This is a genomic window from Streptomyces sp. yr375 (assembly GCF_900110755.1).
Taxonomy (GTDB): domain Bacteria; phylum Actinomycetota; class Actinomycetes; order Streptomycetales; family Streptomycetaceae; genus Streptomyces.
In genome coordinates this window covers 154,436-172,642 of the sequence record NZ_FOFF01000008.1, presented here as the reverse complement: position 1 = coordinate 172,642, position 18,207 = coordinate 154,436, and the positions used below count along the sequence as shown (strand labels likewise).

18 protein-coding genes are annotated in these 18,207 nt (G+C 73.2%); 8 read left to right on the top strand and 10 right to left on the bottom strand.

All coding sequences use genetic code 11. The annotated features are described in order from the left end of the window. Positions 1-132 precede the first annotated feature (132 nt). Complete coding sequence (locus BMZ82_RS42515) at positions 133-987, top strand: chaplin (RefSeq protein ID WP_093774587.1); 855 nt, start codon at positions 133-135, stop codon at positions 985-987. Between the two features lie 72 nt (positions 988-1,059). On the opposite strand, the gene BMZ82_RS11760 is transcribed toward BMZ82_RS42515, so the two are convergent. Continuing rightward, positions 1,060-1,248: a DUF5703 family protein gene (locus tag BMZ82_RS11760; protein WP_093774585.1), complete on the bottom strand. Its 189-nt coding sequence runs from the start codon at positions 1,246-1,248 to the stop codon at positions 1,060-1,062. 47 nt (positions 1,249-1,295) lie between these two features. On the opposite strand from BMZ82_RS11760, the gene BMZ82_RS11755 reads away from it, so the two are divergent. Next, positions 1,296-1,997 carry a hypothetical protein gene (locus BMZ82_RS11755; RefSeq protein WP_093774583.1) on the top strand — a complete coding sequence of 234 codons (702 nt, stop codon included), beginning with the start codon at positions 1,296-1,298 and terminating at the stop codon, positions 1,995-1,997. 87 nt (positions 1,998-2,084) lie between these two features. Here BMZ82_RS11755 and BMZ82_RS11750 read toward each other — a convergent pair whose 3' ends face one another. Both BMZ82_RS11750 and BMZ82_RS11745 read right to left on the bottom strand, forming a co-directional pair. Further along, positions 2,085-4,328, bottom strand: coding sequence for a helix-hairpin-helix domain-containing protein (locus BMZ82_RS11750; protein ID WP_093774581.1), 2,244 nt, complete (start codon positions 4,326-4,328; stop codon positions 2,085-2,087). After that, the gene (locus tag BMZ82_RS11745) at positions 4,325-5,311 is read right to left on the bottom strand and encodes an aldo/keto reductase (protein WP_093774579.1); all 987 of its coding nucleotides are present in this window, start codon (positions 5,309-5,311) and stop codon (positions 4,325-4,327) included. Before BMZ82_RS11745 ends, BMZ82_RS11750 begins: the two co-directional genes overlap by 4 nt. A gap of 209 nt (positions 5,312-5,520) precedes the next feature. Here BMZ82_RS11745 and BMZ82_RS11740 point away from each other — a divergent pair, with 209 nt between their 5' ends. Both BMZ82_RS11740 and BMZ82_RS11735 read left to right on the top strand, forming a co-directional pair. Next, complete coding sequence (locus BMZ82_RS11740; protein ID WP_093774577.1) at positions 5,521-6,576, top strand: LLM class F420-dependent oxidoreductase; 1,056 nt, start codon at positions 5,521-5,523, stop codon at positions 6,574-6,576. 215 nt (positions 6,577-6,791) lie between these two features. Further along, positions 6,792-7,580: a ferritin-like domain-containing protein gene (locus tag BMZ82_RS11735; RefSeq protein WP_093774575.1), complete on the top strand. Its 789-nt coding sequence runs from the start codon at positions 6,792-6,794 to the stop codon at positions 7,578-7,580. A 48-nt stretch (positions 7,581-7,628) separates the two neighbouring features. Here BMZ82_RS11735 and corA read toward each other — a convergent pair whose 3' ends face one another. Continuing rightward, positions 7,629-8,627, bottom strand: coding sequence for a magnesium/cobalt transporter CorA (corA, locus tag BMZ82_RS11730; RefSeq protein WP_093774573.1), 999 nt, complete (start codon positions 8,625-8,627; stop codon positions 7,629-7,631). Positions 8,628-8,689: 62 nt separating this feature from the next. On the opposite strand from corA, the gene BMZ82_RS11725 reads away from it, so the two are divergent. From BMZ82_RS11725 to mshC, 4 genes are all read left to right on the top strand, one after another. Further along, complete coding sequence (locus BMZ82_RS11725) at positions 8,690-9,376, top strand: histidine phosphatase family protein (RefSeq protein WP_093774571.1); 687 nt, start codon at positions 8,690-8,692, stop codon at positions 9,374-9,376. A gap of 117 nt (positions 9,377-9,493) precedes the next feature. Next, on the top strand, positions 9,494-10,084 hold the full coding sequence (locus BMZ82_RS11720) for a DUF3090 domain-containing protein (protein ID WP_093774569.1): 591 nt from the start codon (positions 9,494-9,496) through the stop codon (positions 10,082-10,084). After that, the gene (locus BMZ82_RS11715) at positions 10,048-10,890 is read left to right on the top strand and encodes an SCO1664 family protein (RefSeq protein WP_093774567.1); all 843 of its coding nucleotides are present in this window, start codon (positions 10,048-10,050) and stop codon (positions 10,888-10,890) included. Before BMZ82_RS11720 ends, BMZ82_RS11715 begins: the two co-directional genes overlap by 37 nt. A 103-nt stretch (positions 10,891-10,993) precedes the next feature. After that, positions 10,994-12,223: a cysteine--1-D-myo-inosityl 2-amino-2-deoxy-alpha-D-glucopyranoside ligase gene (mshC, locus tag BMZ82_RS11710; RefSeq protein WP_093774565.1), complete on the top strand. Its 1,230-nt coding sequence runs from the start codon at positions 10,994-10,996 to the stop codon at positions 12,221-12,223. A gap of 91 nt (positions 12,224-12,314) precedes the next feature. On the opposite strand, the gene BMZ82_RS11705 is transcribed toward mshC, so the two are convergent. The 6 genes from BMZ82_RS11705 to BMZ82_RS11680 all read right to left on the bottom strand — a co-directional run bounded on the left by BMZ82_RS11705 (position 12,315) and on the right by BMZ82_RS11680 (position 18,206). Continuing rightward, on the bottom strand, positions 12,315-13,289 hold the full coding sequence (locus tag BMZ82_RS11705) for a PAC2 family protein (RefSeq protein ID WP_093774563.1): 975 nt from the start codon (positions 13,287-13,289) through the stop codon (positions 12,315-12,317). Between the two features lie 144 nt (positions 13,290-13,433). Further along, on the bottom strand, positions 13,434-14,105 hold the full coding sequence (locus BMZ82_RS11700) for a FadR/GntR family transcriptional regulator (protein WP_093774561.1): 672 nt from the start codon (positions 14,103-14,105) through the stop codon (positions 13,434-13,436). A 114-nt stretch (positions 14,106-14,219) separates the two neighbouring features. After that, positions 14,220-15,515, bottom strand: a complete 1,296-nt coding sequence (locus BMZ82_RS11695; protein ID WP_093774559.1) for an amidohydrolase — start codon at positions 15,513-15,515, stop codon at positions 14,220-14,222. After that, positions 15,512-16,264 carry a nucleoside phosphorylase gene (locus tag BMZ82_RS11690; protein ID WP_093774557.1) on the bottom strand — a complete coding sequence of 251 codons (753 nt, stop codon included), beginning with the start codon at positions 16,262-16,264 and terminating at the stop codon, positions 15,512-15,514. Before BMZ82_RS11690 ends, BMZ82_RS11695 begins: the two co-directional genes overlap by 4 nt. Continuing rightward, positions 16,261-17,130, bottom strand: coding sequence for an ABC transporter permease (locus BMZ82_RS11685; protein ID WP_093774555.1), 870 nt, complete (start codon positions 17,128-17,130; stop codon positions 16,261-16,263). Before BMZ82_RS11685 ends, BMZ82_RS11690 begins: the two co-directional genes overlap by 4 nt. Then, complete coding sequence (locus BMZ82_RS11680) at positions 17,130-18,206, bottom strand: ABC transporter permease (protein WP_093774553.1); 1,077 nt, start codon at positions 18,204-18,206, stop codon at positions 17,130-17,132. Before BMZ82_RS11680 ends, BMZ82_RS11685 begins: the two co-directional genes overlap by 1 nt. Between the last annotated feature and the right edge of the window lies 1 nt (position 18,207).

Genomic DNA, 18,207 nt, shown 5'->3' with positions numbered 1-18,207 from the left:
GTCGTTTTCCGCAGGAAGAACCGAAGAAGTCGAGAGCCCGAAGAGTCTGAAGAATTCGAACAGCGCGAATGGTGCGAGGAATTCGGGACGGGTTTCGGGACGAGTGATGAGATCGAAAGCAGGGATTCAGCAATGCGACAGGTCACCCGCAAAAGCCTTATGACCGTGGCGGCGGCGACGGGGGTGATCGCCGCCGCCGGCGGCTACGCGCACGCCGACTCCGGCGCGCACGGCTCCGCCTCGGACTCGCCCGGCGTCCTGTCGGGCAACTCGGTGCAGGCGCCCGTCAACGTTCCCGTCAACGTCTGCGGCAACACCGTCGACGTCGTCGGGGCGCTCAACCCGTCCTTCGGCAACTCGTGCGCCAACAAGGGCGGCGGCGCGTCGTCGGGCGGCTACGGCGAGCACCGGGGAGGCGGTGGCGGCCAGACCGGCAGCCACGGCGGCAGCCACGGTGGGAACCAGGGCGCCAGCCACGGCGCGGGCCAGGGCGGCTCCGGCGCGCACGGGGGCTCCGGGGGCGCGCACGCGGGCGGGCACACCGGCGGATCGCCCGGTGTCGGCTCCGGCAACCACGTCCAGGCACCGATCGACGTGCCGGTGAACGTGTGCGGCAACAGCGTCGACGTCGTCGGGATCCTCAACCCGGCGATGGGCAACGACTGCGCCAACGACAGCGGTTCCGGCATGCACACGCCCCCGTCGCGGGGCCACGAGACGCCGGGCAAGCCCGGTGAGCAGGGCCCCGGCAAGCCGGGCGAGCACGGACAGTCCAGCCCGTCGGGACCCGAGGGCACGCCGGCCACCCCGGGCCACGTGACGCCCGCCGGCGCCTCCTCCGCGCACCGGCCCGCGGCCAACGCGGCGGTCCCGGCGCAACTTGCGCACACCGGCAGCGAGCTGCCGATCGGCCTCGCCCTGCCGGCCGGCGCGGGCGCGCTGCTCGCGGGCGCGGTGCTCTACCGCAAGGCACGCGCCTCCGCGTAACCCTCCCGGGCACCGCACACGACGGAGCGGGCCCCGCCGCGGCGGGGCCCGCTCCGTTTCCGTCGTCTCACCTCACCACGTGGCACGCACCTGGCGGATGATGCGCCGGCGCAACCGCACCCGGCGGCTGCCGTCACGCAGCAGGCTCAGGCGGTCCAACTCCCAGTGTCCGTACTCGGCATGGTCGGTCAGCAGTCGCGTCGCCTCGGTGCGGGAGACCCCGCGCGGTACGTAGACGTCGACAAATTCGTATTCCGGCATCGCATCTATTGTGCGGGCTGGGGCCCGGTACGGATAGCGTCTGCACTATGTCTGATGCTGCGCAGCCCACCGCTGCCGAGGTACGAGCCGCCGCCGAGGCGGTCAAGACCGCGCTCGACCGCCACCTGGCCGCGGTCGAACGCAGGACGGGTGAGGACGACCCGGCCGTCTACGAGGCGTTCAACGAGCTGGCGGCGGCCGCCGAGGTCTACGACGAACTGCTCTACGACCGCTACGACGAGGTCACGCCCTTCGAGATCCCCGGCGCGGAGGACTCCCTGCCGCCGTACGAGGGCCCCGAGGAGCCGAACGCGCTGAGCGTGCTGATCCGCCGCGACTACGCCGTCGCGGAGCCACAGCGGCTGATGGCGCAGGCCCAGCGGGTCGAGGCGGCGGACGACGGGGGAGCGGGCGCGGAGGTCTCGGCCACCGTGCACGGGGCGCTGGGCATCCTGTTCGGCGAGTTCGAGGCGGACGAGATCGCCTCCCGGCACAAGGAGTTCGGCCTCGAGGAGGGCGACTCCACGCTGTGGGTGCTGGCCGCCGAGGAACCGGCCGACCCGGGCGAGTGGCTGGAGACCCCGTTCGACCAGGCCGATCCCGGCCGGGTGGTCTGCCGCTTCGACGTGAGCTCGGTCTTCGACGACATCGAGGACGACGGCGAGGGCGACGACGACGAGGACGGCGACGGGGATCTCGTGGACGACATCGAGGACGAGGACCTGGAGCCACTGGACGCGGACCGCTAGCCGACAGGGCCGCCGGCCGGTGATTTCCGGACGTTCTTGACGGCGGCGGTCACGTGGGGGAGACCCTCGTGACCGCCGCCGTTCGCGTCAGGGTGTGTCCACCGCCGGGACCTGGGCGCGCAGCAGCGTCGGCAGCCGGGTCGTGCGGGGTTTGGCCGATACCTCGGCGACGGCCTTCGGCAGGGCCTGGTCGACGCCGTGCACCACGGACAGATGGCGCTCCGCCCGGCCGAAGGCCGTGTACACCCAGGGGCGGGAGAGGGCCTGCGCGGCGTCCCCGGGCAACACCACGACCGCCGCGGGCCACCGGCTGCCCACCGCCTGGTGCGCGGTCAGCGCCCACCCGTGCCGCACGGCCTGCTCCACCCGCTCCCTCGGTACGACCACGGAGGCGTCCGCGCACGTCAGGTGCAGCCCCTCCGCGTCGGCCCTCACCACCCGGCCCGGCACCGTACGGCCCGGCACGGGGGAGTAGGCGACCCGGTCGCCGGGGTCGAAGCCGCCGAAGCGGCCGGGGCCCGGATTCAGCCGTTCCTTGAGGGCGGCGTTCAGCGCGCGCGTGCCGGCCGCGCCGCCGTGACCCGGGGTGATCACCACCGTCTCCTCGGGCGGGATCCCGAAGGCCCGCGGCACCGAGTCGGCGACGAGCTGCACGGTCCTGTGCACGGCCTCGCCCGCGTCCCGCACCGGCACGATCACGATCTCCTTGCCGGGCGCGTCGACCTGGTTCAGCTCACCGATGCCGACGCCGGAGACCAGCTCGCCGAGCGGTCCCGGGTCGGGCGTGCGCGAGGCGACCTGCGGGCACACGCGGGCCGCGAGCAGGTCGGCGAAGACCCGGCCGGGACCGGCCGACCACAGCACCGCCGGATCCCCGCTGAGCACCAGCCGCGCCCCGTCGGGCAGCGACTCCGCGAGCATCGCGGCGCTCTCCACGTCCAGATGCGGCGCGTCCAGCACGACCAGCAGGTCGAGGGCGAAGGCCCCGTCGGCGTCCCGCCCGGGACCCTCGGCACCGGCGAGGAGACCGGCGACGGTCACGACGGCACCGTCCCCGTTCCCGTTCCCGGCCCCCTCCCCGTCCGTGTCCGCCTCGTCGAGGAGCGCCGCGAACCGGCGTCGGCCGTCCGGCGTGTGGCAGGCAGCGACGGTGCGCACGCCCAGGGCCCGGGCCGCGGTGAGCAGGGCCGCCGGTTCGGCGCGGGCGGTCTCGCCGCCGGTGTGCAGCACCAGGCCGTGCCCGGCGACGGCGCGGATCAGCTCGGCCGTGCTGCCGGACGCGGCGGCCGTCGCCGACTCCCACGGCGCGGAGGCGTCCTTGGCCAGCGAGTTGACCACGCGGGCCAGCGCGTCGGCGAGGCTCTCCTCCGCGAGCGCGTACCGCTCCAGACCGACCAGGACACGCACCGGCCGGGCCTCCTCGCCCTCTTCGCCGCCCTCTTCGCCGTTCCCTGTGGTGGCCGCAGGCGGCTGTCCGGCTCCGGGGGTGTCCAGAGCGTCCTGGAAGACGAGGGCCTCGCCCTCGGCCAGCGTGTCCTGCACGGCGGCGTCCGCGTCCGGCACGGCCTGCCTGCCGAGAGCCGCGGTGAGCGTCGGCAGCTCCAGGGCGGTGTGCCCGGCGAGGGCGGCCTGCTCCAGCAGCCAGACCGTCACCGCGCGGCCGCGCCGCTCGTCGTCGGGGGCGCACTCCGGGCCGAGCAGCGCCCGCGCGAACCCGTCGGCCTGCTCGGGCCGTACGCCGGGGACGCGCAGCAGGTGCCACGGGTCCGCGCGCAGCACGTCCTCGGCGCTCTCGCCGAGCGCGGCGGCGGTCTGCGGCGCGAGCGTCTCGGGCGCGCCGCCGTCGGCCAGCACGCGTCGCATGCCGTCGACGGTGTCCGTGGCGGGCGCGGGTGCGGCGGCCACCGGCTGCGGACGCCGGGCCGGCTCAGGGGCCGGGCAGCGCGGGGCGGGGTCCGGTGCGAAGACGGCGGCGGGGGGCTTCGTGCCGCCCTCCACGGCGCGGACGGCCGCCAGCAGGTCGGCGGCCGTCCCGCTGAGCTTGGCCCCGGCGGCGATGGGCGCAGCCTTCTCGGCCTTGCGCCGCTCGATCCGCTCCCGCTCCAACTTCTGCGCGGCAAGCTCGGCCTGAGCCTCGGAGAGCTGCGCGGCGGCTTCCGCGGCTTCTGCTGCTTCTGCGGCTTGCACGGCGGGAGTTTCCGCGTCAGCGCTCACACCCTCGCCGCCGCCCTCCGTGGCCTCGGGCTCGGTGGCAGGCGGTTCGCCGGTGGTCCCCGGCTTCGCCGGATCGGCGTGCTCCGTGTTCTGCGGGGGGACCGGGTCCGTGCTCACAGCGTGCTCCAGTCGTGATCGGGATAGCGGTGCACGGGCGCCGACACGTCATCGAGGGCCCGGCAGATCTCGTCAGGAAGACTAAGGGCCTCCACTGACAATGCCCCCGTGAGCTGCAGCGCGTTGCGCGCGCCGACGATCGGGGCGGCCACGCCGGGCCGGTCGCGCACCCAGGCCAGGGCGACCTGGAGCGGGGTCACCGCGAGCCCGTCCGCGGCGGTCGACACGGCGTCCACGATGCGGCTCGCGGTGTCGTCGAGGTACGGCTCGACGAAGAGCCCGAAGTGCTCCGAGGCACCGCGTGAGTCGGGCGGCAGGGCGTCGCCCCGGTACTTTCCGGTGAGGACGCCGCGCCCCAGCGGGGAGGAGGGCAGCAGGCCGATGCCCAGGTCCAGCGCGGCCGGCAGCACCTCGCGCTCGATGCCGCGCTGCAGCAGCGAGTACTCCATCTGGGTCGCCGCCAGCCGCGTCCGGGTGCCCGGCGCGGCGAGCTGCCAGGTCGCCGCCTTGGCGAGCTGCCAGCCGCAGAAGTCGGCGACCCCGGCGTACCGCGCGCGGCCACTGGCGACAGCGATGTCGAGGGCCTGAAGCGTCTCCTCCAGCGGGGTGTCCGGGTCGAAGGCGTGCACCTGCCACAGGTCGACGTAGTCCGTGCCGAGCCGGGCCAGCGAGGCGTCGAGGGCGGCCAGGAGGTGGCCCCGCGAGCCGTCGAAGCGGCGGTCCGGGTCGGGCACGCTGCCCGCCTTGGTCGAGATGATCAGGTCCCGGCGCGGCACCAGGCCGTCTATGAGCCGCCCGAGCAGGTACTCGGCGTCCCCGTCGCCGTACACGTCGGCCGTGTCGACGAGGGTCCCGCCCGCCTCCCAGAACGTCTTCATGACGTCCGCGGCGTCGTGCTCGTCGGTGTCACGGCCCCAGGTCAGGGTGCCGAGCCCGATGCGGGACACACGCAGGCCGGTGCGGCCGAGATGCCTCTGCTCCATGAACGCCGAGATTACTGGCCAGAACTGGGCAATGGGTTGCCTGTGGATAACCGAATCCCCGCGAGGAGCAGCGGAGTTCCGCGCAGGCCGGGCCGCAGGTCCCGCCGTGTGACGACTCCCGCACAACCGGGCCGCGGCCTGACCGGACCGGCATCGTCGCGCTAATGTCTGCGCGACAGCGTCGTTACTGATCAGTAAGGGGATCGGCCATGCAGCTCGGGATCAACCTCGGCTACTGGGGTGCCGGAATGGACGGCGACAACCTCGCCGTCGCCCAGGAGGCCGACCGCCTCGGGTACGCGGTCTGCTGGGCCGCCGAGGCCTACGGGTCGGACGCGGCCACCGTGCTCACGTGGGTCGCGGCGAAGACCGAGCGGATCGACGTCGGCTCGGCCATCTTCCAGATCCCCGCGCGCCAGCCCGCGATGACCGCGATGACCGCCGCCACCCTCGACTCCCTCTCCGGCGGCCGTTTCCGCCTCGGCCTCGGCGTCTCCGGCCCGCAGGTCTCCGAGGGCTGGTACGGCGTCAAGTTCGACAAGCCGCTGTCCCGCACGCGCGAGTACGTCGAGATCGTCCGCAAGGCGATGACGCGCGAGCGGCTGTCGTACGACGGCGAGCACTGGACGCTGCCGCTGCCGGGCGGCCCGGGCAAGCCGATCAAGCTGACCGTGCACCCGGAGCGCGAGCACATCCCGCTGTACATCGCCGCGATCGGGCCGAAGAACCTGGAGCAGACCGGCGAGATCGCCGACGGCGCGCTGCTCATCTTCCCGTCCGCCGACCACCTCGAGGACACCGCGATCAAGTACCTGCGGGCCGGCCGCGAGAAGGCAGGCCTGACGCTGGACGGCTTCGACGTCTGCCCGACGCTGCCCCTCGCGCTCGGCGACGACAAGGACGTCGAGAAGCTCGCCGACACCTTCCGCCCGTACACCGCGCTGTACGTCGGCGGCATGGGCAGCCGTAAGCAGAACTTCTACAACCAGCTCGCGCAGCGGATGGGCTACGAGGCGGCGGCGGCCGAGATCCAGGACAAGTACCTGGCCGGCGACAAGCAGGGCGCCGCGGCGGCCGTACCGCACGAGCTGATCGACCGGACGACGCTGCTGGGTTCGGTGGAGCGGATCGCCGACCGGATGAAGGCCTACGCGGCGGCCGGCGTCACGACCCTCACCCTCGCCCCCGCGGGCTTCACCCTCGACGAGCGTCTCGCCTCGCTGCGGGCGGGCGCGCAGGCCCTGGAGCTGTCCGGGCTGGCGTAGCGGGAAGCCCGCAAGGAGGGGCAGGCTGGGAAGAAGAGGATTTCAGCGGCCGTGGTGGGGGCTCGGGGGTCTTCCCCGCCACGGCCGTCACGGGGAACAACGCGCCGGGACGCGCGCGGTTACGCCCCCGCAGTGATTCCGGACGTCCTTCTTTCGGCCCAGTTGTCGGATCGCAGGTGTTGCGGCATCTGCCGTGCCGCATTTGACTCGTTTGCATGCTTTCGGCGAAGAGTCTGTTCCAGGAGATCATCGACCACGACGAGTCCTTCGCGCTCTTCTGCTCCATCGCCGCCGGCGGTGAGTCGCAGGGCGGCTGGGAGAACTCCAGGATCGCCGCGCTCGTCCCGCGCAGCGAACGCGACCTGGCCCCCAAGATCGCCCGGCACGGCGCCGACGAGGACAAACACGGGCGGATCTTCAACGCGCTGATGAAGAAGCGCGGCCTCGACCCGGTGCCCGTCCCGCCCGACACCGACTACACGATGCTCCTGGAGCGCGGCGGCATCGGTCTCGCGCACGACCGGCTCACCGCGGACCGGCCGCTGACCGTGCCGGACATCGTCACGTACCTCGCCCACAGCCGGGTCACCGAACAGCGGGCCGCCGAACAGATGGCGCTGCTGCGCCGGCACTTCGCCGACCACCCCGACCTCGGCCGGGCGGTGCGGATGATCTCGAACGACGAGGACAACCACCTCGCCTACTGCCACGAGGAACTGCTGCGCCTCGCCCGCGCGGGGCACGGCCGCGCCATCCAGCGCACCCTGCGCGCGTGCGCGCTCGCCGAGATCCGGATCTACCGGGACGTCAGCCTGGCCGTCATGGCCCACATGGGCCGCATCCTCGGCTGGCCCGGGGCCCGGTCGGCCGTCCTCGCGGCCGGCATCCACGCCGTCTACGCGTGGGAGCGGCTCGCGGGCTGGCGGCGGATGGTCTCCCTGGAGATGCCCGAACGCCGCGACGCACTCGGCGGCCCGGCCACCCCCGCCCCCGAGTTCGCCTGACCCGACCCCTGCCACCGCCGACCCCTGCCACCGCGGACAGGGGCCGCGCTACAGCCAGCCGCGCCGCTTGAACAGCCGGTACAGCAGTACCTCCAGGCCCGCCATCAGGAGGATCACCGCCGGGTAGGACCACAGCCAGTGCAACTCCGGCATGTGGTCGAAGTTCATGCCGTAGATCCCCGCGATCATCGTGGGGACGGCGGCCATGGCCGCCCACGCGGAGATCTTCCGCATGTCGTCGTTCTGCCGGACGCTCATCTGCGCCAGATGCGCCGAGAGGACGTCCGACACCAGCCGGTCCAGCCCCTCCACGGACTCGTTCACGCGCGTGAGGTGGTCGCTGACGTCCCGGAAGAACGGCTGGGCCTTCTCGTGGACGAACGGCACGCGCACACCGGCGAGACCCCCGCCCGCGAGCCGGTCCAGCGGCTGCGCGAGCGGGCCGGTGGCCCTGCGGAACTCCAGGATCTGCCGCTTGAAGGCGTAGATGCGGGACGCCGTGTGCCGTGAGCCGCCGCTCGTCGGCGAGAACACCTCCGCCTCCAGCTCCTCCAGGTCGGTGCCCAACTCGCCCGCCACGTCCACGTAGTGGTCGACCACGGCGTCGGCGATCGAGTACAGCACCGCCGTGGGACCGTGCCGGAGCGTCTCGGGCTCCGCCTCCAGACGGTGTCGTACGGCCCCCAGGGGCGCTTCCTCGCCGTGCCGGACGGTCACCACGAACGAGTCGCCGACGAAGACCATGACCTCGCCGGAGGAGACGATGTCGCTCTTCGGCTCGTACCCCACCGGCTTGAGGACCACGAACAGCGAGTCGTCGTACACCTCCAACTTGGGCCGCTGATGCGCGTTCAGGGCGTCCTCGACGGCCAGCGGATGCAGCCCGAACTCCTCCGCGACCCGGGCGAACTCGGGCTCCGTGGGCTCGTACAGCCCGATCCAGACGAACGCGTCGCCCCCGCCGCGGCACTGCGCCAGGGCGTCGGAGAAGTCCGCGGGCCCCTGCGTGCGGCGCCCGTCGCGGTAGATGGCGCAGTCGACGATCACGGAGCGTATTCTCCCGCCGTCCGCCGCCGGGCGCACTCCGCGCTGCGCCTACCCTGGGCCGCATGCCCACGTTGATCCTCGTCCGGCACGGCCGGTCCACCGCCAACACCTCCGGCGTGCTCGCCGGCTGGACGCCCGGCGTCGCCCTCGACGAACGCGGCGCCGCACAGGCCGCCGCGCTGCCCGCGCGGCTCGACGCGCTGCCCATCGCCGAGGTCGTCGCCAGCCCCCTGCAACGCTGCCAGGAGACGATCCGGCCGCTCCTCGACGCCCGCCCCGGCCTGCGCGCGCACACCGACGAGCGGATCGGGGAGTGCCACTACGGCGACTGGTCGGGCCGCAAGCTCGCCGAGCTGAAGGACGAGCCCCTGATGGAGGTCGTCCAGGCGCACCCCTCCGCCGCGGCCTTCCCCGGGGGCGAGTCCATGCGGGCCATGCAGACCCGGGCCGCCGAGGCGGTGCGCGAGTGGAACGCGCGCGTGGAGCGCGATCACGGCGCCGACGCCGTCTACCTGATGTGCTCGCACGGCGACATCATCAAGTCGCTCGTCGCGGACGCGCTCGGTCTGCATCTCGACCTCTTCCAGCGGATCTCCGTGGAACCGTGTTCCGTGACCGCGATCCGCTACACCCGGCTGCGCCCCTTCGTCGTGCGGCTCGGCGACACCGGCGACTTCGCCTCCCTCGCCCCGCGCGAGGAGCCCCCGACCGGGGACGCGACCGTCGGGGGTGGTGCGGGCGCACCGTGATCGTCGCCCGCAGTAGGGTGAAGCGGTCCATGTACGCGCGCGTGCCCGCACGGACGTTCCCCCACGCCCACCCCGCCCCACGATGACCCAGACCCACGATTCCCATGGAGACAGGACGTGTCCCGTCAGGTGTTCCTCTACGACCCCCCGGACCGCTTCGTGGCCGGTACGGTCGGACTGCCCGGGCGCCGTACCTTCTTCCTCCAGGCCGTCGCCGGCGCCCGAGTGACCAGTGTGGCCCTGGAGAAGACCCAGGTCGCCGCGCTCGCCGAGCGCATGGACGAGCTGCTGGACGAGGTCGTACGCCGTACCGGCGGCAGCGCCTCCGTACCCGCCATGTCGCCCGCCGAGAACACCGACACGGCCCCCCTCGACTCCCCGGTCGAGGAGGAGTTCCGCGTCGGCACCATGGCGCTGGCCTGGGACGGCGAGGAGCAGCGCATGATCGTCGAGGCGCAGGCCCTGGTCGAACTCGACGCGGACTCCGAGGAGGACCTCGCCGAGGCCGAGGAGAAACTCCTCCAGGACGAGGAGAACGGGCCCCCGATGCTGCGGGTCCGGCTCACCGGCGCGCAGGCGCGCGCGTTCGCCAAGCGCGCCCTCGACGTCGTCAACGCCGGCCGGCCGCCGTGCCCGCTGTGCAGCCTGCCGCTCGACCCGGAAGGACACGTATGTCCGCGCCAGAACGGATACCGCCGGGGGGCGTGACGACCACCGACCCGGCCGCCGCCGATGCGTACGCACTCCTCGCGCGGGGCGAGCTCACCGTCCGCGGCCGCATCACCGGCGCCTCGAACGCGGCCCTGTACTGCACGGTCACGCACGAGGGCCGCGAGGCCGCCTGCGTCTACAAGCCCGTCGCCGGGGAGCGCCCCCTGTGGGACTTCCCCGACGGCACCCTCGCCCAGCGCGAGGTCGCCGCCTACGAGGTGTCCGCGGCGACCGGCTGGGGCCTCGTCCCGCCCACCGTGCTGCGCGAGGGGCCGCACGGCGAGGGCATGTGCCAGCTCTGGATCGAGACGGCCCCGGAGGCCGAACTGCTCGCCCTGGTGGACGCGGAGGAGCCCGAGCCGGGCTGGAAGGCGATCGGCTTCGCCGAGGTCGGCGAGGGCCGCACCGCGCTGCTGGTGCACGCCGACGACGAACGGCTGCGCCGGCTCGCCGTCCTCGACGCGGTGATCAACAACGCCGACCGCAAGGGCGGCCACCTGCTGCCCACCGCCGACGGCCGGCTCTACGGCATCGACCACGGCGTCACCTTCAACGCCGAGAACAAGCTGCGCACGCTCCTGTGGGGCTGGGCGGGCGAGCCCCTGACCGGCGAGGCCGTCGAGGCGCTCAAGGGCCTCCAGGGGGCCCTGGAGGGCGGCGGACGGCTGGCCGCGACCCTGGCCGGGCTCATCACCCCGGCCGAACTCGACGCCACGCGCGCGCGTACCGAGGCGCTCCTCGCCTCCGGGAAGCACCCGGAGCCGAGCGGGGAGTGGCCGGCGATCCCCTGGCCGCCCGTGTAGCCGCGCAAGATCACATCCGAGGGGGATCGCGCAAGAGGGCCTTCGCGGCCATCTGGACGGCTCCGGTTCGTATACGCAACTTCCGTCCGGTTAGGCTCATGACATGCATGCCTGGCCCGCTTCCGAGGTCCCCGCCCTGCCTGGTCAGGGCCGCGACCTGAGGATCCACGACACCGCGACCGGCGGCTTGGTCTCCCTCGACCCCGGTCCCGTCGCCCGTATCTACGTCTGCGGCATCACGCCGTACGACGCGACCCACATGGGTCACGCGGCGACCTACAACGCGTTCGACCTGGTTCAGCGCGTGTGGCTCGACACCAAGCGGCAGGTCCACTACGTCCAGAACGTCACCGACGTCGACGACCCGCTGCTGGAGCGCGCCGAACGCGACGGCGTCGACTGGGTCGCCCTCGCCGAGAAGGAGACGGCCCTCTTCCGCGAAGACATGACGGCCCTGCGGATGCTCCCGCCGCAGCACTACATAGGCGCGGTCGAGGCGATACCCGGGATCGTCCCGCTCGTCGAGCGACTGCGCGACGCCGGCGCCGCCTACGACCTCGAGGGCGACACCTACTTCTCGGTCGAATCCGACCCGGACTTCGGCAAGGTGTCCGGCCTCGACGCCGCCGCGATGCGGCTGCTGTCCGCCGAGCGCGGCGGCGACCCGGACCGCCCGGGCAAGAAGAACCCGCTCGACCCGATCCTGTGGCTGGCCGCCCGCGAGGGCGAGCCGAGCTGGGACGGCGGCTCCCTCGGCCGTGGCCGGCCCGGCTGGCACATCGAGTGCGTGGCCATCGCCCTGGACCACCTCGGGATGGGCTTCGACGTCCAGGGCGGCGGCTCCGACCTCGCCTTCCCGCACCACGAGATGGGCGCCTCCCACGCCCAGGTGCTGACCGGCGAGTTCCCCATGGCCAAGGCGTACGTCCACGCCGGCATGGTCGCCCTCGACGGCGAGAAGATGTCGAAGTCCAGGGGCAACCTCGTCTTCGTGTCGAAGCTGCGTCAGGACGGCGTCGACCCCGCCGCCATCCGTCTCACCCTCCTCGCCCACCACTACCGGGCCGACTGGGAGTGGACCGACCAGGTCCTGGCGGACGCCGAGGCCCGCCTCGGGCGCTGGAGGGCCGCCGTCTCCCGGCCCGACGGGCCGCCCGCCGAAGCGCTCGTCGAGGAGATCCGCGAGGCCCTCGCGGCCGACCTCGACGCCCCGGCCGCCCTGGCCGCCGTCGACCGCTGGGCCGCGCTCCAGCAGGAGCGGGGCGGTACGGACATCGGCGCCCCCGGCGTCGTTTCACGCGCCGTGGACGCGCTGCTCGGCGTCGCGCTGTAGCAGGAAAGCAGGAAGAGCAGGAAAAGGGAGAGAGGGGCGCTTCCCGTCACCGGGAAGCGCCCCTCTCCGTCGTCTCAGCCCGCCAGGCCTCTCAGTCCTCCGACGAATCCTCGTCGTCGGAGTCCGAAGAGTCAGAAGACTCGGGGGGCTCGGCGGGATCGGCGGAGTCCCCCAGCGGCTTCGGCGGCTTCGGGGGACGGGTGCGCTCGCCGGGGTCCGGCGGGCCGCCGTCCCTGCGCCGCAGGTAGCGCTCGAACTCGCGGGCGATCGCCTCGCCCGACGCCTCCGGCAGCTCCGCGGTGTCCCGGGCCTCCTCCAGCGTCTGCACGTACTCGGCGACCTCGGTGTCCTCCGCGGCCAACTGGTCGACGCCCACCTGCCAGGCGCGCGCGTCCTCGGGCAGTTCGCCCAGCGGGATGCGCACGTCGATCAGGTCCTCCAGCCGGTTGAGGAGGGCCAGCGTCGCCTTCGGGTTCGGCGGCTGCGACACGTAGTGCGGCACCGCCGCCCAGAGGCTGACCGCGGGCACCCCCGCGTGCGTGCACGCCTCCTGGAGGACGCCGACGATGCCCGTGGGCCCCTCGTACTTGGTCTCCTCCAGGTCCATCCGCTGCGCCAGATCCGCGTCGGACGTCGTCCCGCTGATCGGCACCGGACGTGTGTGCGGGGTGTCACCCAGTAGCGCGCCCAGGATGACGACCAGCTCCACGCCCAACTCGTGCGCGAAGCCCAGCAGCTCGTTGCAGAACGAACGCCAGCGCATGGACGGTTCGATCCCGCGTACCAGCACCAGGTCGCGTGGTTTCTCGCCACCGACCCGGACCACCGACAGTCTCGTCGTCGGCCAGGTGATCTTGCGCACGCCGGCGTCCAGCCACACCGTGGGGCGGTTCACCTGGAAGTCGTAGTAGTCCTCGGCGTCCAGCGCCGCGAACACCTCGCCCTTCCACTCCCGCTCCAGATGCGCGACCGCGGTGGAGGCGGCGTCGCCGGCATCGTTCCAGCCCTCGAACGCGGCCACCATGACCGGGTCGATCAGCTCGGGAACCCCCTCGAGCTCGATCACCCAGCGCCTCCTTCCGACGTGCCCTCGCTTGACCACCCAACCTTACGGCGTTCTGCGGGGGCGCCCGCAGCCCCCTCGCACGGGGGAGTGAACGGATCACTGCCCCGATCGCCACCCCTGAACACCCCTCACCGCGCACGCCTCTCAGAGCGTGGAGCGCAGCCACTGCTCCACGCTCGCGATGTGCACCGTCGCCCACGACCGCGCCGCCTCCGCGTCCCGGTCGCGCAGCGCCGCCAGGATCGCCCGGTGCTCCCGCAGGGTGCCCGAGACCGCGTCCTCCTGCGTCAGACCGCGCCAGATCCGGGCCCGGGTGGTGGGCCCGGACAGCCCGTCGAGCAGCGAACACAGCACCGAGTTGCCCGCGCTCTGCACGATGCCCCGGTGGAACTCCAGGTCGCAGGCGACCAGTTCCTCCACCGAAGGCGCGTCGCCCAGCTTGTCCAACTGGGCGTCCAGCGCGTTCAGTTGCTGCTCGCTGATGCGCAGGGCGGCCATCGCGGTGGCGGCCGGCTCCAGGATGCGGCGCACCGCCAGGAACTCCAGGACCGTGTCGTCGCGGTGGAAGTCCACGACGAAACTCAGCGCCTCCAACAGCAGTTGGGGATCGAGGCTCGTCACATACGTGCCGTCGCCCTGCCGCACGTCCAGGATCCGGATCAGCGACAGGGCGCGCACCGCCTCCCGCAGCGAGTTGCGGGACAGGCCCAGCTCGGCGGCCAGCTCACTCTCCTTGGGCAGCCGCTCCCCGGGGCGCAGCGCACCCGAGACGATCATGCCCTTGATCTTCTCGATCGCCTCGTCGGTGACTGCCATGACCGGCCTCCCTGTCGCTCGCACCCAGACGTCGGATCCAGACGTCGGATCCAGACCTCGGATCCAGACCTCGGATCCAGACATCGGATGTCTCAGCGCCATTATGGGGGCAGATCAGAGCAATGCCTCCAGATCCGCGATCACGGCCCGCTCGTCGAGGGTGGTGAGCCCGCGGTCGCGCATCAGGACCCGTCCGTCGACGACGGTGTCCCGTACGTCCGCCGAGTGCGCCGCGTAGGCGAGCGTCGACCACGGGTCGTGGCGCGGGCGCAGATGCGGTGCGGCCAGGTCGAGCACGATCAGGTCGGCCCGCTTGCCCGCCTCCAGCGAGCCGAGCCGCTCGCCGAGCCCCAGCGCCCGCGCGCCCTCGATCGTCGCCATCCGGACGGCCTGCTCGGCGCCGACCGCCGTCGGGTCGCCGCCCGCCTTGTGCACCAGCGCCGCCTGCCGCACCGCGCCCAGCACGTCCAGCGAGTTGGAGCTGACGGCCCCGTCCGTGCCGAGCCCGACCGTGACGCCCGCGCTGAGCAGGCGCGGCACCGGCGCGATCCCGCAGCCCAACTTCAGGTTGGACACCGGGCAGTGGGCGACGGCGGTGCCCGTGCGGGCCAGCGCCGCGATCTCCGGGCCGGTCAGGTCGACTGCGTGCGCGAGCAGCACATCGGGGCCGAGCAGCCCGAGGGAGTCCAGCAACTCCACCGGCCGCTTCCCGTACTTGACCTCCACCGTGGCGACCTCGGTGCCGTTCTCGGCCGCGTGGATGTGTACCAGCGCGCCGAACTCCCGGGCCAGCGCGAAGACTTCGGTGAGCTGCGCGGGGGAGAGGGTGTAGGCGGAGTGCGCGAAGACGACCGGCCGGGTGCCGTGCCGGGCCGCGCCGCGTGCCTCCAAGTCCCGCCGTGCCCAGGCGAGTCGGTGCTCGTAGGCGATGCCGTCCGGCGGCTCGGGCACGTCCATGAAGGTGGGGCCGGTGTGCAGCCGCCAGCCCGCCTCGCGGGCCGCCTGCTCGGCCGCCTCGTGGAACCAGTACATGTCCAGTGCCGACGTCACTCCGGCCCGGACGCTCTCCGCGACCGCCAGCCGCACCGCCGCCGCCACGTTCTTCGGCGCCAGCAGCTCGGCCTCCCACCTCAACACCCGTTCCAGGAAGCCCTGGAGGGTGACGTCGTCGGCGCGACCGCGCAGCAGCGTCATCGCGAGGTGGGTGTGCGTGTTGATCAGCCCGGGCAGGACGAGACAGCCGTCGGCGTCGATCTCCTCGGCGGCGGTGTGGCGTTCGCGCAGTTCGTCGGCCGGCCCCACGGCGAGGATCTCGCCCTCGTGGACGGCAACTGCCCCGTTCCGTACGACGGTTCCGGCGTCGTCGACCGTGAGGACGTCGCCGCCGTGCACCAGCAGGTCGATGCTCACGCCTGCTCCCCTTCCGCCAGCAGCCGCAGCGCCTCCAGGGAGACGACCGCGCCCCGCTCGACACCGGCCGCGACGACCTCCCGGTGCGGGTCGTAGCCGCCGGTGGCCTGCTCGTCGACCAGTTCGTCGGCGTTCGCCCCGTCGATCACCAGCACCCCGCCCGCGACCAGACCGCGCAGCGAGGCGGTGACCAGCAGCGCGGACAGCTCCATCTCGATGGCGGCGAGCCCGGCGCCCTCGTAGGAGAAGAGCGGGAGCAGGCCCGGCTGGAAGGCCGCCCGGGTCCAGACGATGCCCCGGTGGTGCGGGGCGCCGGCCGCGCGGGCCGCCCGCTGGAGGGCGAACACCGCCTCGGGCGCGGCCACCGCCGGATACTCCGGGGGCAGCAACTGCTGGGTGACGCCGTCGTCGCGGACGGCGGCCTCCGCGATGACCAGGTCGCCGTCCCCGATGCCCGGCCGCATCGCGCCCGCCGTGCCGAACCGCAGGAAGGTGCGCACGCCCGCGTCCGCCAGCTCCTGGAACAGCAGGATCGCGCCAGGTCCGCCCACCCCGTGCGAGGCGACGACCACCGGCACGCCCTTCCAACTCCCGCTGAACACCCGGTACTCGCGGTGGTACGACACCTCCTCCGCGCCGTCCAGCAGCGCGGCGACGGCCGCCGCGCGCGCCGGGTCGCCGACGACCACGGCGTGCGCCGGGAGGCCGGTGCGCGGAATACGGGTGACGGGCAGCAGATCCTGGGTCATCGGGCGGCTCCGGTGGTACGGGTACGGGGGCGACGGCGGCGGGCCGTCGTGAGGAACAGGGCGCCGAGCGTGACGACGTACGGCGCGGCGTCGGTCGCCTGCTGCGGCAGGCCGAGCCCCTGGAGACGGAACCCCGCCGCCTCCGCGAGCCCGAACAGCAGCGCGGCGAGCAGGACGCCCAGCGGCGCGGCGCGGCCCAGCATGACGGCCACGACAGCGATCCAACCACGGCCCGCCGTCATGTTCTCCGTGAACAAGGTGACGTTGCCCAGCGCGAGTTGAGCGCCCGCGAGCCCGCACAGCACGCCCGACAGCAGGATCACGCCGTACTGGTACTTCGCCGGGCTCACCCCGAGCGTGGCCGCCGCGTCGGGAGCCTCGCCGACTCCGCGGAGTCTGAGGCCCCACACGTGCCGCGACAGCAGCAGCGCGGCGACCGCGACCGCCGCCCACGAGAGGTAGGCGAGGGGGGAGAAGCCGCCGATCAGCGGCAGCCCGGCGAGTGACGGATCGTCAAAAGTGCCCTGGACGCCGAAGACCGTCCGGAGCAGGAAGCTCGTCAGGCCCACGGCGAGCAGGTTCATCGCGATGCCGAGGACGACCGCGTCGCCGCGCAGGGTGACCGCGCCCACGGCCAGGATCAGCGAGTACGCGGCCGCCGCGAGGGCCGCCGCCAGGACGCCGAGCCAGGGGCTGCCGGTGAACCAGCTCGTCGCCACGGACGTGAAGCAGCCCATCAGCATCATGCCTTCGAGGCCGATGTTGAAGACCCCGGCCCGCTCGCACAGCGCGCCGCCGAGGGCCGCCAGCAGGATCGGGGTGAGGGCGCGCAGCGCCGACAGGAGGAGATCGGAGTCGAGGAACATCACACCGTCTCGCTTTCCGGGGAGCGACGGCCGGAGCCGAAGGCGAACCAGCGGCTCGGGAAACGCAGCCGGGCCGCCAGGAACACGATCACGATCGCCTGGAGCACCTGGGTCAGCTCGCGCGGCACCTCGGTGGTCCGCTCCATCGCGAGTCCGCCGACCTGGAGGACGGCGAAGAAGAACGCGGCGATCACCGTGCCCAGCGGAGCGGCGGCGGCGAGCAGGGCCGCCGTCAGACCCGTCCAGGTGTAGCCGGGGGCGGTGAGTGAGCCGTCCACGAAGCGGTACGGGAAGCTCAACACCCCGATCGCGCCCACGAGTCCGGCGAGCCCGCCGGAGACCGACATCAACTTCAGGGTCAGGCCCCGGCGTTCGACGCCCGCGTACGCGGCGAACCGGGAGTTGAGGCCCGTCATCCGGATCTCGTAGCCGACGGCGGTGCGCCGGTCGGTGAACCAGTACGCGGCGGCGGCGAGCGCCACCAGGACCAGCCCGAGGGTGACCGTCGAGTCGCCGAACGCGGGCAGCGCCACCCCGTCCGGCAGCGCGCGCGTCTGGGGCAGGCTGGAGCCGGGCTCCTTGAGCGGGTAGCGCGCCAGGTAGGAGGCGAGCGACACCGCCGGGTAGCTCAGCAGCAGGCTGCTGACCAGCAGCGGGACGCCGAGCCGGTTCTCGCACAGGGCGGCGAGGACGGCGTACCCGGCGCCCGCCGCCATGCCGGCCAGCAGCGCCAGGGCGACGGTGAGGGGCGCGGGCAGCGGTGCGTACAGGCCGGTCACGGCGGCCGTGATCCCGCCGAGCACCATCTGCCCGTCGCCGCCGAGGTTGATCAGGCCGGCCCGCAGCGGGATCGCCAGCGCGAGCGCCAGCCCGAGCACGCTGGTCGTGGTGGTCAGCGTCGAGCCGATGCCGTCGCCGCCGAGCGCGCCGGTCAGGACCGCCTCGTACGCCGTGACCGGGTCCGCGCCGGTGCCGAGCAGGAACAGCGCGCCGATGACGAGGCCAGCGAGCACGGAGAAGGTGAGGGGGGAGCGCAGGGCTCCGGATATCCGGGTGGGTAGGGATGCGTGTGTCATG

Coding starts and splice junctions, on each gene's coding strand:
- BMZ82_RS42515 (WP_093774587.1), top strand. CDS start 133: ATGCGACAGGTCACCCGCAAAAGCCTTATGACCGTGGCGGCGGCGACG.
- BMZ82_RS11760 (WP_093774585.1), bottom strand. CDS start 1,248: ATGCCGGAATACGAATTTGTCGACGTCTACGTACCGCGCGGGGTCTCC.
- BMZ82_RS11755 (WP_093774583.1), top strand. CDS start 1,296: ATGTCTGATGCTGCGCAGCCCACCGCTGCCGAGGTACGAGCCGCCGCC.
- BMZ82_RS11745 (WP_093774579.1), bottom strand. CDS start 5,311: ATGGAGCAGAGGCATCTCGGCCGCACCGGCCTGCGTGTGTCCCGCATC.
- BMZ82_RS11740 (WP_093774577.1), top strand. CDS start 5,521: ATGCAGCTCGGGATCAACCTCGGCTACTGGGGTGCCGGAATGGACGGC.
- BMZ82_RS11735 (WP_093774575.1), top strand. CDS start 6,792: ATGCTTTCGGCGAAGAGTCTGTTCCAGGAGATCATCGACCACGACGAG.
- BMZ82_RS11725 (WP_093774571.1), top strand. CDS start 8,690: ATGCCCACGTTGATCCTCGTCCGGCACGGCCGGTCCACCGCCAACACC.
- BMZ82_RS11715 (WP_093774567.1), top strand. CDS start 10,048: ATGTCCGCGCCAGAACGGATACCGCCGGGGGGCGTGACGACCACCGAC.
- mshC (WP_093774565.1), top strand. CDS start 10,994: ATGCATGCCTGGCCCGCTTCCGAGGTCCCCGCCCTGCCTGGTCAGGGC.
- BMZ82_RS11700 (WP_093774561.1), bottom strand. CDS start 14,105: ATGGCAGTCACCGACGAGGCGATCGAGAAGATCAAGGGCATGATCGTC.
- BMZ82_RS11690 (WP_093774557.1), bottom strand. CDS start 16,264: ATGACCCAGGATCTGCTGCCCGTCACCCGTATTCCGCGCACCGGCCTC.
- BMZ82_RS11685 (WP_093774555.1), bottom strand. CDS start 17,130: ATGTTCCTCGACTCCGATCTCCTCCTGTCGGCGCTGCGCGCCCTCACC.
- BMZ82_RS11680 (WP_093774553.1), bottom strand. CDS start 18,206: ATGACACACGCATCCCTACCCACCCGGATATCCGGAGCCCTGCGCTCC.